Below are 12132 nucleotides of genomic sequence, written 5' to 3'. Positions count from 1 at the left end.
CCTGCTCACCAGGATCCACGTAACTGGATAGTTGTAGTATCCGGTGTCGAGGACGGGAGGTGATCCGTGCGTATCTCGGAACTCGCCGAGCGCTGCGGCATGCCGCTGCCGACGGTGAAGTACTACCTGCGGGAAGGGCTGCTCATGCCCGGGGTGGCGACGAGCGCTACCTCGGCGACCTACGACGACCGGCACGTCCGCCGCCTCGGTCTCGTCCGGGCTCTCGCCGCCCAGGGCCTGCCACTCGAGAAGATCAAGACCGTCGTGGAGCTCGTCGACAACCCCCGCGACGACCTGTTCGTCGAACTCGGCCACGCCATTGCCGCGCTGCCTCCCTACGTCGAGGGCTCGACGGGTCCCGACTACCCCCGGGCCCGTCGGCTGCTCGAACACCTCGGCCAGATCTACGACCCGCGGTTCGCGGCCGTGGCACAACTCGAACATGCGCTCGCGGCACTCGAGACGGCCGGTCTGCGGATGGGACATCGCCGGATCGATGCCTACGGCCGACACGTCCGCGCCATCGCCGAGCTCGACCTCGAGCTGCTGCCGACGGACTCCCGGGAGATCACCGTGGAGGCGGCCGTGCTCGGGACCGCGCTGTACGAACCGGTGCTCACCGCCATGCGCCGACTGGCCCACCAGCATCTCGCCGCCCACATGTTCGGGTCCGGCGATCTCCCCACGACCGGCGACGATCCGGCCCCGAACGACCACCAGGAGCAGCAGTGACCCCCACCGACCAGCCCTTCCGCGACCTGACTTCGGTCACCCGGGTGCCGGGCGGCCACCCCGACGGCACCGCCGCATGGCAAGCCCACATCGCTCCGGTGTGGACCATCGGACCCAAGGTGCACGGCGGCTGCTTGCTCGCGGTCTGCGCGTCCGTGGCCCGCAGGTCTGTGCTCGACGCCGGCGTCGACCCCCTCACCCAGCCCCTCGCCGTCAGCGCCTCGTTCGTCTCCGCGCCCGATCCCGGCGACGTCGAGCTCACCACCGTCCTGCGCAAGCAGGGCAAACAGATCGGTGTCGTGGACGTCGAGCTGTCCCAGGCCGGTCGCGTGGCGGTGCGGGCGAGCGTCACCCTCGGCGCACCGGACACCGAGCAGCCGTTCCACACGGTGCCGCACCGCGCGACCACCATGCCCGCCGACCCGCCGGACGGGTCGGTGCTCGTCACCCCCGAGCACCCCATGGGGCAGATCGTGAAGTTCGCCTCCACCTCCCGGCTCCGGATCGACGCCTCCACCGCGCGCTTCCTCGACGGAGAGCAGGGCGAACCGCTCGTGTCGATGTGGACGCGGCCGTCACCGGGCGACGAGGCCGACGTCGACACCTCGGTACTGTTCGCGCTCATGTGCGGCGACGTGTCGGCTCCCGTGGCGATGAACCTCGGCCGATTCGGGTGGGCGCCGACGGTGCAGCTCACCGCATATCTGCGCCGGGTGCCGGCTCCGGGATGGCTGCGCGTCATCGCCGAGAGCAGCGTCCTCGGCAACACCTGGTTCGAGGAGGACCACACCGTCGTCGACTCGACCGGTCAGGTCGTCGTGCAGTCGCGTCAGCTGGCCATGATGCCGCGCTGACGCACTCCACCGAGGTCGGTCCCGGCAGGCGGGTCGTGCGGTGTGACCGCACGACCGTCACCGTGGTGTGGACCGCACGAGCCGTCGTGGCAGTCTGTCCCCATGACGAGAATCGCAGTGATCGGTGGCGGCAGGATCGGCGAGGCGCTGGTCTCGGGTCTGCTGAAGAACGGTTTCGCGACCAAGGATCTCGTGGTCGCCGAGAAGTTCGAGGAACGACGTGACGAACTGTCACGGACCTACTCGATCCGGGTCACCGACAGCACCGCCGACGCCGCGGAAGGCGCCGACGTGGTCGTCGTGGCCGTCAAGCCCAACGATGTGGACGCCGTCGTCACCGCCCTCGCGGCGGTCGACGCCGGGAACGACGACGAACAGATCCTGGTGTCGCTCGCGGCCGGCATCCCGACGGTCCGCTACGAGACCAAGCTCCCGGCGGGATTCCCCGTCGTGCGCGTGATGCCGAACACCCCGATGCTGGTCGGGGAGGGTGCGAGCGTGCTGTCCGCGGGCCGGTACGTCAAGCAGCAGCATCTCGACACGGTCCGCGAGATCCTCGCGAGCGTGGGGACGGTCTCGGTGGTCCCGGAGTCGCAGATCGATGCGGTCACCGCGGTGTCCGGATCCGGTCCCGCCTACTTCTTCCTCGTCGCGGAGGCGATGATCGATGCCGGTGTCGCGCTCGGTCTGACCCGAGCGGTCGCCACCGACCTGGTGGTGCAGACGATGACCGGTTCGGCGGCCATGCTCGCGCGTTCCGGAGACAACGCCGCCGACCTGCGCGCGGCGGTCACCTCGCCGGGAGGAACCACCGCAGCAGCGATCCGCGAACTCGAGCGTGGAGGGGTGCGCACTGCCTTCTACGAGGCGCTCGACGCCGCAAAGCGTCGTTCCGCGCAACTCGGAGCGGCATCCGATCAGGTGTCGCCCGTGGCCCGGGAAGGGCTCTCCGGGACCGCCTGACAGAGGCCCAGGTGAGGCGTAGCGTGACGACGAACGGCTCGCTCGCCGGAAATTCCCCGGCTGCATCGTCGCACACGAACCATTTGTCACGCTAAGCTCGAATCAGCACGTGCGTGTCTGTTCCGCCGGAGGGGAAGCCGGCGGCGCGGGCGTGCCGGAGGTGTGTAATGGTTTCAGGAAACACGCCGTCGAAGGGTCAACCTCAAGACGGACAGTCGGTTCTCGCCGGTACCCAGTTCCTGACGGTTGCCGAAGTGGCAGCTCTCATGAGGGTGTCGAAGATGACCGTGTACAGGCTGGTGCACAGCGGCGAACTACCCGCAGTGCGGGTGGGACGGTCGTTCCGCGTGCACGCGAAGGCCGTCCACGACTATCTGGAGACGTCGTATTTCGACGTCGGATAAGGGACGGTCGGCGCGTCGTCGGGGACGGCGGTTCGGCGAACGGATCCGGTGCGCGAGGGAAGTCGCGTCCCGGGGCGGACCTCGGTTTCACGCCGGTGGGCCGCCCCGGTAGGATTGCTTGACGTCGTACCGGCCAGCCGGTGTCGTGAGGCGCTGTTACTCGTCGCCACGAGGCCCAGCGTCGACATACATCAGGCGTACGTCACCGGCGTGCGCAGGAACGCTACAAGGAACGTGAGGGATGCCCACATGGGATCTGTGATCAAGAAGCGCCGTAAGCGCATGTCGAAGAAGAAGCACCGCAAGCTGCTCCGCCGCACTCGAGTGCAGCGTCGTAAACTCGGCAAGTAAGCATTGCGCCTGTCCGATGCCCGTCACCATCCATGGTGACGGGCATCGTTCGTCTCCGCATCCCGGCACCCGAAAATTCACCGACCTGTCGTGCGACGGCAGCGAAGTGGCCGTATTGTGGGACGGCATACCGCGCCGGGGCGAATGTGACCGATGACGCGTGTGGTGCAGCAGGGGGTTCACGAGTGGTTTCGCAGGGGCACGAGGCGGCACGTCCGCGAGTCGTGCTGGTCACCGGAGCAAGTCGGTTCCTGGGTGGTTTCCTCGTCACCAGGCTTGCCCAGAATCCGGATATCGAGCGGGTGATCGGCGTCGACACGCAGTCACCGTCGAAGGACATGCTCCGACGCATGGGCCGGGCCGAGTTCGTGCTCGCCGACATCCGCAATCCGCTCATCGGCAAGATCATCCGCAACATGGACGTCGACACCGTCGTCCACGCGTCCGCCGTCACCAAGGCCCCGAAGTCGGGCAGCCGCACCGCGATGAAGGACATGAACGTCCTCGGCGCGATGCAGTTGTTCGCGGTGTGCCAGAAGGCGCCGTCGGTGCGCAGGATCGTGCTGCGGTCCTCGTCCGTCGTCTACGGCTCGAGCGCCAAGGATCCCGCGAAGTTCACCGAGGAGATGAGTGCCCGCCGCCGGCCCACCGGTGCCTTCGCCCGCGACATGCTGGAGGTCGAGGGGTATCTGCGCGGAGTCGCCCGGCGGCGCAGCGACATCGCGACCACCATCCTCCGGCTCGCACCCACCGTCGGGAACCGGCTGCCCGGCTCGGTATCGAGTTATCTCACCTCCTCGCTGGTCCCGAACGTGCTCGGCCGCGACGCGCGCCTCCAGTTGCTCCACGAGGAGGACGCGCTCGGTGCGCTCGAACACGCGGTCGTCGCCGGGCCACCCGGGACGTACAACATCGCCGGTGAGGGCATCGTCATGATGACCCAGGCCGTGCGCCGGGCCGGGGGCGTCATCGTGCCGATGCCCTACGCACTGTTCCGTACCGTGGGGCACGCACTCATGGGTTCCGTGATGAACTCGTTCACCAAGGAAGAACTCGACTATTTCCATTTCGGATGCGGACTCGACACCACGCGCATGTGCGACGAGTTCGGATTCGAGCCACGCTGGACCACGAGAGAAGCGCTCGACGATTTCGCCCGGGGCCTCGCCCTCCCCCGCCTCGTGAAGACCGAATGGGTGGACAAGGCCGAGTCGATGGCGCTCTCCGTGCTCGGAGAGACGAGGGAGACGCGATGACGGAGGTCGCGAAGGTCATCCCGTTGCACGCCGGCAACCGCCGTCCCGGCGAACGGGTCGCACGCACACCCCATCCGTCGATGGGGCCACCGTCCACCCCCGAACGGAGGAGCCGCACCGATCAGTTCCTCGACGACCTGCGCGGAACCCTCGCACAGCAGGTCACCGCTACCGCCGAGTTCGTCCGCCGCCGCATGACCGGCGACTACGAGGTCGACGACTTCGGCTTCGACCCGCACTTCACCGACAACGTCGTCCTGCCGGTGTTGCGCCCGCTGTTCGACAAGTGGTTCCGCGTCGAGGTCCGCGGCATCGAGAACATCCCCGCCGAAGGCCGCGCGCTCGTCGTCGCCAACCACGCCGGCACGCTCCCCGTCGATGCGCTGATGACCTCCGTCGCCGTGCACGACCACGCCGACCGTCCGCTGCGGATGCTCGCCGCCGACCTCGCCTTCGGTCTGCCCGTGGTCGGGACGGTCGCCCGCAAGGCGGGCCACACCCTCGCGTGCCATCCCGACGCCGAACGCCTGCTCGCCCAGGACCAGGTGGTCGCGGTCTTCCCCGAGGGCTACAAAGGGCTCGGCAAACCGTTCAAGGAACGCTACAAACTGCAGCGGTTCGGACGCGGTGGTTTCGTGTCGGCGGCACTGCGCACCCAGGCACCCATCGTGCCGTGCTCGATCGTCGGCTCGGAGGAGATCTACCCGAATCTCGCCGACCTCACCTCGCTCGCCCGCCTGCTCGGCCTGCCCTACTTCCCGATCACCCCGCAGTTCCCGGCGCTCGGACCGCTGGGGATCGTGCCGCTGCCCTCCAAGTGGTACATCGAGTTCGGCACACCGATCGTCACCGACGTGTACGACGACGCGGCGGCGGAAGATCCGATGGTGTTGTTCGAGGTCACCGACCACGTACGTGAGACGATCCAGCAGACCCTCTACAAGCTGCTCACGCGTCGCCGCAACGTCTTCCTCGGCTGAGTGCCGCCGCCTCCGGCCTATGCCGCTCGATCGCGGCGGCGGCCCACGAGGACCGCGACCGCACCACCTGCGGCCCCGAGGCCGAGCGCCGTCGGCACCCCGACCTTCGCGGCCTTGCGCGCCGTCCGGAAATCGCGGATCTCCCACCCGCGCGTACGGGCGACCTGCCGCAGATCCGGATCGGGGTTGATCGCGACGGCCGTGCCCGCCACCGACAGCATCGGCACGTCGTTGTGGCTGTCGGAGTATGCCGTGCACCGCTTGAGATTGAGACCCTCACGGATCGCGAGGGCGCGTACCGCGTGCGCCTTGCCGAGACCGTGCAGGATGTCGCCGACCAGACGGCCCGTGAACACCCCGTTCTCCGACTCGGCGACGGTCCCCAGCGCACCGGTGAGGCCGAGGCGTTCGGCGATGACGTCGGCCAGTTCGACCGGCGTCGCGGTCACGAGCCATACCTGCTGCCCGGCGTCGAGGTGCATCTGCGCGAGAGCGCGGGTGCCCGGCCAGATCTTGTCGGCGATGATCTCGTCGTAGATCTCCGCGCCGAGCCGGCGCAGCTCCTCGGTGGAGCGGCCCTGCACGAACGACAGGGCCTTGTCGCGACCGGACGCGACGTCGTTCATGTTCTCCTTGCCGGTCAGGCGGAACTTGACCTGCTGCCAGGCGAACTCGAACAGGTCGGACTTGTCGAAATAGTTCCGTGCCACGAGGCCGCGGGCGAAGTGGATGATCGACGCACCCTGCACCATCGTGTTGTCGACGTCGAAGAAGGCCGCCGCGGTCAGATCGCGCGGAACGGGCGTGGTGTCGGGCGAGGGCTCGGGTTCGACGCGGGATTCCTGCAGGGCGAGGGCGGCGTCGGCGCTCGCCTCACCTGCGAGATTGGCGCGGACCTCTTCCTCGCTGGGTCCGAACTTGCGGGAGAAGAGCCGGCGTCCGGGACGGATGATGCGCGCCCACGTCTCACCCATGCCCCAGCTGTAGGGGAACGAACGTCCTGGCACTCGCACCTCCGGTGTCGTGACGGGCGGGGCTGTCGAAACGGGCGGGGTCGTGCCCGGCGCGTCCGCGGGCGACCCGCGCCAAGCCTAGCCCGCGATGCCGTTCGTCACGGGGAGGCCGTCGCCCCCGTGACCGGGTGTGACGTTCATCTCGACGGGCCGTGCCGCACAGTGGAGGTATGAGTGAGCATTCGTCTTCGGCAACGGACGGTTCCGCGCGCCGTCATCATCTGACACTTCTCGTCCGTGCCGGATGCGGCGCGTGCGGGCCGGCACGCGAACAGTTGGAGGCGCTCGCCGAGGAGCTCGGCGTCGAGGTCACCTGCATCGACGTGGATCTTGCTGCCGCAACCGATCCCGATCTGCGAGCCGAATTCGGGGACCGCCTGCCCGTCGTCCTGCTCGACGGACGCGAACACAGTTACTGGGAGGTCGACGAGCCGCGCTTGCGTGCCGATCTCGCTCGCTGACGCGACAGGCCCTCGTCGTACAGCAGGTGGGAAGCACATTCGGGGTGCTTCGAGCAACTTTGTGCATGGCTTCACAAGCGGTTACCGTGGTGTGAACGAATTCCCGGATCACCGTGAGGCCAGGCGTGTATCCACCGGCCGGACGAGGAGCCACGTACCGTGACGCAGTTGCACCCACCGCAGGGCGAGGACGCTCGCGGCACCGCCGAGTCCGGCGAGGGTGCCACTTCCACCCCTCCGGTCCGCGATATCCCCCAGGCTACTGTGACGCGTCTCGCGACCTATCTCCGGGTCCTCGGTGCGTTCGCGGAAGCGGGCACGCTCATCGTCTCCAGTGAGGAACTCGCGGCCGCGGCCGGGGTCGGTTCCGCCAAGCTGCGCAAGGATCTGTCCTTCCTCGGGCCCAACGGAGTGCGCGGCGTCGGCTACGACGTCCTGCGCCTGCAGTCCCGCATCGAAGCCGCCCTCGGGCTCGACCGGGGTCACCGCGTCGTACTCGTGGGAGTGGGCAATCTCGGACGGGCGCTCGCCCGGTATCCCGGTTTCGACCGCCGCGGTTTCACCATGGCCGGACTCTTCGATTCCGATCCCGCCGTGGTGGGCACCCGTGTGGGCGACCTCGTCGTCCGGCCCGTCGACGATCTCGAGAGCGGCGCCCGCGAACTCGGCGCGACCATCGGTGTCGTCGCCACCCCCGACGACGCCGCGCAGCAGGTGTGCGACCTGCTCGTGCTCGCAGGGGTGCGCAGCATCCTGAGCTTCGCGCCCGTCGAACTCGAGGTGCCCGAGCATGTCGAGATCCGCCGCGTCGACCTGTCCGTCGAGATGCAGGTCCTGTCCTTCAACAGCACGCGCAACGACGAGACCGCCCGTTCCGCGAGCGCCGACGTCCGTCCGGCAGCCGGCGACGTCCGCCCCGCCGGCATCCCGCGGGTCTCCACCCGAAGCTCTGCACGGCGTACCACAACAGGAAAGGCGGGTCCGATGGGATCGGCCGCGACCAGAAACGGATCGGTGATCGCACCGTGAGTGTTCTCCTCGTCGGGATATCGCATAGGAGCGCACCGGTCCCGGTGCTCGAGAAGGTTGCGGTCACGGACACCGACCGTCCCAAGCTCACCGACAAGATGCTGGCGTCGGACAAGATCTCCGAAGCGATGATCGTCTCCACCTGCAACAGGGTGGAGATCTACGCGGTGGTCGACGCCTTCCACGGTGCGCTGGCCGCGGTCAGCGATCTGCTCGCCGAGCACTCGGGTCTTCCCGTCACCGAACTGCACAAGCACGCCTACGTCCGATACAGCGAGGCGGCGGCCGAACACCTCTTCTCCGTCGCGAGCGGTCTCGACTCGATGGTCGTGGGGGAACAGCAGATCCTCGGGCAGATCCGCACGGCCTACGCCGCCGCCGACGCCCAGCAGGCCGCAGGCCGCACACTGCACGAACTCGCCCAGCAGGCGCTGCGTGTCGGCAAGCGGGTGCACTCGGAGACCGGCATCGACGCCGCCGGTGCCTCCGTCGTCTCCGTTGCGCTCGACAAGGCCGCGAACTTCCTCGGCGGCGACCTCCGGGGCCGCACCGCCGCAGTGATCGGGGCCGGTGCCATGGGCGGTCTCGCCGTCGCACACCTCGTCCGGGCGGAGATCGGCTCGATCGTCGTCGCCAACCGCACCCGCGATCGCGCCGAGCGACTCGCCGAGACCGCGCGGGCCGCCGGTGTCGAGGCCGAGGTCGTCGCGTTCGACGACCTCGCGGCCGCACTGAGCCGCGCCGATGTCGCCGTCACCTGCACCGGGGCCGTGGGCGCCGTCGTCACTCTCGCCGACGCGCACCGTGCGCTCGCACAGCCCGGGCGCGGCGAACGCCCCCTCGCGATCTGCGATCTCGGCCTGCCGCGCGACGTCGATCCCGCCGTCGCGGGTCTTCCCGGCGTGCAGGTCTTCGACATGGAGTCGCTGCAGCGCGACCCGTCGGCCGGCGCCGCGGCGAACGACGCGGACGCCGCCCGCACGATCGTCGCCGCCGAGTTGTCGCAGTACCTCACCGCGCAGCGCCTCGCGGAGGTCACCCCCACGGTGACGGCACTGCGTCAGCGTGCCGCCGAAGTGGTCGAGGCCGAGCTGATGCGCCTCGAATCGCGACTGCCCGATCTCGACGACGGCCAGCGCGGTGAGGTCGCCCGCACGGTGCGTCGGGTCGTCGACAAGCTCCTCCACGCGCCGACGGTGCGCGTCAAGCAGCTCGCGTCGACGCCGGGAGGCGACCAGTACGCCGAGGCCCTGCGGGAGCTGTTCGAGCTGAGGCCGGGTTCGGCCGAGGCGGTCGCGACCCCCACCAAGGACCTGGGCTCGCTGACCGATCCGACCCTCGCGGTGGATCTGTCCGCCGCACTGGACCCCGCTGTCACCACCGAACTCCAGGTCTCACGAAAGGACGGCACCGCATGAGCACCGAAGCCGCATCGGTTTCCCGCGACGACGTTGCTCGGCAGGACCGCCCACTGCGGATCGGTACCCGTGGCAGCGTGCTCGCCACGACCCAGGCCGGCACCGTGCGCGACGCACTCATCGCCGCCGGTCGCCCGGCAGAGCTCGTCATCATCACCACCAAGGGCGATGTCACCCCCGGCCCCGTGCAGCGCATCGGTGTCGGCGTGTTCACCGCCGAGCTGCGCGAGGCACTGCTCGCCGGTGAGGTGGACGTCGCCGTGCACTCCTACAAGGACCTGCCCACCTTCCAGGACCCGCGCCTCGTCATCGCGGCCGTCCCCGAACGGGAGGATCCGCGCGACGCGCTCGTCGCCCGCGACGGACTCGTCCTCGGCGAACTTCCGCCCGGTTCGAAGGTCGGCACCTCGGCACCGCGCCGGCGGGCACAGCTCGCCGCGCTCGGACTGGGACTGCAGATCGAACCGCTGCGCGGCAACATCGACACCCGCATCGGCAAGGTCGACTCCGGAGAACTCGACGCGATCGTCATCGCGCGCGCCGGACTGTCGCGCATCGGGCGCCTCGACCGCGTCACCGAGTCCCTCGAACCGGTGCAGATGCTGCCGGCGCCGTCGCAGGGTGCGCTCGCCGTCGAGTGCCGGTCGGACGATCCCGAGATGATCGAACTGCTCGCGGGTCTCGACCACGCCCCGAGCCGCGCCGCGGTCGTCGCCGAGCGGTCGCTGCTCGCCGAACTCGAAGCCGGATGCACCGCACCGGTCGGGGCGATCGCCGAGGTCGTCGAATCCCTCGACGACGACGGCCGCGTGATCGAGGAGTTGTCGGTGCGCGGGTGTGCCGCCGCCCTGGACGGATCGGATGTGCTGCGAGCGAGCGCGGTGGGGGCGCCGGAGACGGCCGAGGAACTCGGCCGTCGTATCGCGCGCGAACTGCTCGATCTCGGTGCGCGCGAACTCATGGTCGAGCACGGGATCGTTCCCGAGACGAGACCTGCCGATGATTGACCCAGCCGTGACCGTCACCCGATTTGCCCTTATCACTGATTTGACCGCACTGGAGAATGACCGATGAGCCGAGTCCGTAAGCACAACCCCGGGCGCATCCTGTTCGTGGGATCGGGGCCGGGCGATCCTGCGCTGCTCACCGTGCGCGCGCGTGACGTGCTGGCGGGCGCCACGATCGCCTTCACCGACCCCGATGTCGACAAGGGTGTCGTTGCCCTCGTCGGTTCCGACCACGGTGCCGACCCGGAGACCGGTGAACCCGTCGCCGAGGTCCGTCCCGCACTCGGCGAGCCCTCCGAGGTGGCCAAGACGCTCGTCGCGGAGGCGAAGACCGGACACGACGTGGTGCGCCTCGTCGCCGGTGATCCCCTCACGACCGACTCGGTGATCGCCGAGGTCAACGCCGTCGCCCGCACCCAGGTGGTCTTCGAGGTCCTCCCCGGTCTGCCCGCCGGATCGTCGGTGCCGAGCTACGCCGGCATGGCACTCGGCTCGTGCCACACCGAGGTCGACGTGCGCGGAGAGGTCGACTGGGCCGCGCTCGCCGCAGCCCCCGGACCCCTCGTCCTCCACGCGACCTCCGGTCACCTCGCCGAGACCGCCAGCGCGCTGGTCGAGCACGGTCTCGCGCCGCAGACCCCCGCAGCGATCACCGTGCGTGGAACCACCCGTCAGCAGCGCACCGTCGAGGCCACGCTCGCGACCCTGAACGACGCGGGCTCCGAACTCGTCGGGCCGCTCGTCGTCACCGTGGGCAAGGTCGTCTCGCACCGCAACAAGATGTCGTGGTGGGAGTCGCGCGCCCTGTACGGCTGGACCGTCCTCGTGCCCCGCACCAAGGATCAGGCCGGCGAGATGAGCGAACGACTCGTCACGCACGGCGCGATCCCCATGGAGGTGCCGACGATCGCGGTCGAGCCGCCGCGCAGCCCCGCCCAGATGGAACGTGCGGTCAAGGGTCTGGTCGACGGCCGCTACCAGTGGGTGGTGTTCACCTCCACCAACGCCGTGCGTGCGGTGTGGGAGAAGTTCGAGGCGTTCGGTCTCGACGCGCGGGCGTTCTCCGGCGTCAAGATCGCGTGTGTCGGTGAGGCCACGGCCGCGAAGGTGCGCTCGTTCGGCATCATCCCCGAACTCGTGCCCAGCGGCGAACAGTCCAGCCTGGGCCTGCTCGCCGAGTTCGCCCCGTACGACGACGTCTTCGACCCGGTCAACCGGGTGCTGTTGCCGCGCGCCGACATCGCCACCGAGACCCTCGCCGAAGGCCTGCGCGAACGGGGCTGGGAGATCGACGACGTCACCGCCTACCGCACCGTGCGTGCCGCTCCGCCGCCGGCCGCGACCCGCGAGATGATCAAGACCGGTGGTTTCGACGCGGTGTGCTTCACGTCGTCGTCGACCGTCCGCAATCTCGTGGGTATCGCCGGCAAGCCGCACGCCCGCACGATCGTCGCGTGCATCGGCCCGAAGACGGCCGAGACCGCGATCGAGTTCGGCCTGCGGGTGGACGTGCAGCCCGAGACCGCGCAGATCGGTCCGCTGGTCGACGCGCTCGCCGAGCACGCTGCCCGGCTCCGTGCCGAGGGCGCATTGCCCCCGCCGCGGAAGAAGTCCCGCGCCCGCCGCTGATGTTCCGATGACTCGTGCGCGGTTCCGGTAGTCAC

The 12132-nt window shown here is 69.3% G+C and carries 13 protein-coding genes; 12 read left to right on the top strand and 1 reads right to left on the bottom strand.

All coding sequences use genetic code 11. The features are described from left to right. Positions 1 to 66 precede the first annotated feature (66 nt). The 7 genes from EQ874_RS16260 to EQ874_RS16230 all read left to right on the top strand — a co-directional run bounded on the left by EQ874_RS16260 (position 67) and on the right by EQ874_RS16230 (position 5540). Positions 67 to 732, top strand: coding sequence for a MerR family transcriptional regulator (locus tag EQ874_RS16260; protein ID WP_129977387.1), 666 nt, complete (start codon positions 67 to 69; stop codon positions 730 to 732). Positions 733 to 776: 44 nt separating this feature from the next. Next, entirely contained in the window at positions 777 to 1586 is an 810-nt protein-coding gene (locus tag EQ874_RS16255; RefSeq protein ID WP_242496794.1) for a thioesterase family protein, read from the top strand. Positions 1587 to 1688: 102 nt separating this feature from the next. Beyond that, a complete protein-coding gene (proC, locus tag EQ874_RS16250) occupies positions 1689 to 2549 on the top strand; it encodes a pyrroline-5-carboxylate reductase (protein ID WP_016933934.1) in 861 nt (286 codons plus the stop codon). A 167-nt stretch (positions 2550 to 2716) separates the two neighbouring features. After that, positions 2717 to 2953 (top strand): helix-turn-helix domain-containing protein, encoded by a 237-nt coding sequence (locus EQ874_RS16245; protein WP_006552345.1) that lies wholly within the window; start codon positions 2717 to 2719, stop codon positions 2951 to 2953. Positions 2954 to 3202: 249 nt separating this feature from the next. Continuing rightward, on the top strand, positions 3203 to 3304 hold the full coding sequence (locus tag EQ874_RS16240) for an AURKAIP1/COX24 domain-containing protein (protein WP_003402602.1): 102 nt from the start codon (positions 3203 to 3205) through the stop codon (positions 3302 to 3304). A gap of 224 nt (positions 3305 to 3528) precedes the next feature. Beyond that, positions 3529 to 4560 carry an NAD-dependent epimerase/dehydratase family protein gene (locus EQ874_RS16235; RefSeq protein ID WP_129977580.1) on the top strand — a complete coding sequence of 344 codons (1032 nt, stop codon included), beginning with the start codon at positions 3529 to 3531 and terminating at the stop codon, positions 4558 to 4560. Next, positions 4557 to 5540 (top strand): lysophospholipid acyltransferase family protein, encoded by a 984-nt coding sequence (locus tag EQ874_RS16230; RefSeq protein ID WP_129977386.1) that lies wholly within the window; start codon positions 4557 to 4559, stop codon positions 5538 to 5540. Before EQ874_RS16235 ends, EQ874_RS16230 begins: the two co-directional genes overlap by 4 nt. A 17-nt stretch (positions 5541 to 5557) precedes the next feature. Here EQ874_RS16230 and EQ874_RS16225 read toward each other — a convergent pair whose 3' ends face one another. Beyond that, positions 5558 to 6514, bottom strand: coding sequence for an HAD-IB family hydrolase (locus tag EQ874_RS16225; RefSeq protein ID WP_064062608.1), 957 nt, complete (start codon positions 6512 to 6514; stop codon positions 5558 to 5560). 209 nt (positions 6515 to 6723) lie between these two features. Between EQ874_RS16225 and EQ874_RS16220 the strand changes: the two genes are divergently transcribed. The 5 genes from EQ874_RS16220 to EQ874_RS16200 all read left to right on the top strand — a co-directional run bounded on the left by EQ874_RS16220 (position 6724) and on the right by EQ874_RS16200 (position 12097). After that, on the top strand, positions 6724 to 7014 hold the full coding sequence (locus tag EQ874_RS16220; RefSeq protein ID WP_016935629.1) for a glutaredoxin family protein: 291 nt from the start codon (positions 6724 to 6726) through the stop codon (positions 7012 to 7014). A 159-nt stretch (positions 7015 to 7173) separates the two neighbouring features. Beyond that, positions 7174 to 8043 (top strand): redox-sensing transcriptional repressor Rex, encoded by an 870-nt coding sequence (locus tag EQ874_RS16215; RefSeq protein WP_084421384.1) that lies wholly within the window; start codon positions 7174 to 7176, stop codon positions 8041 to 8043. Beyond that, the gene (locus tag EQ874_RS16210; RefSeq protein ID WP_129977385.1) at positions 8040 to 9461 is read left to right on the top strand and encodes a glutamyl-tRNA reductase; all 1422 of its coding nucleotides are present in this window, start codon (positions 8040 to 8042) and stop codon (positions 9459 to 9461) included. Before EQ874_RS16215 ends, EQ874_RS16210 begins: the two co-directional genes overlap by 4 nt. Further along, a complete protein-coding gene (gene hemC / locus EQ874_RS16205) occupies positions 9458 to 10468 on the top strand; it encodes a hydroxymethylbilane synthase (RefSeq protein ID WP_016934688.1) in 1011 nt (336 codons plus the stop codon). The genes EQ874_RS16210 and hemC overlap by 4 nt, the downstream gene beginning before the upstream one ends. Positions 10469 to 10531: 63 nt before the next feature. Further along, the gene (locus EQ874_RS16200; protein WP_064062606.1) at positions 10532 to 12097 is read left to right on the top strand and encodes a bifunctional uroporphyrinogen-III C-methyltransferase/uroporphyrinogen-III synthase; all 1566 of its coding nucleotides are present in this window, start codon (positions 10532 to 10534) and stop codon (positions 12095 to 12097) included. Positions 12098 to 12132: the final 35 nt, after the last annotated feature.

This window comes from Rhodococcus sp. Q1, assembly GCF_004153645.1.
In the GTDB taxonomy this organism is placed as follows: Bacteria; Actinomycetota; Actinomycetes; order Mycobacteriales; family Mycobacteriaceae; genus Rhodococcus; species Rhodococcus gordoniae.
This window is presented reverse-complemented; position numbering and strand designations above follow the sequence as displayed.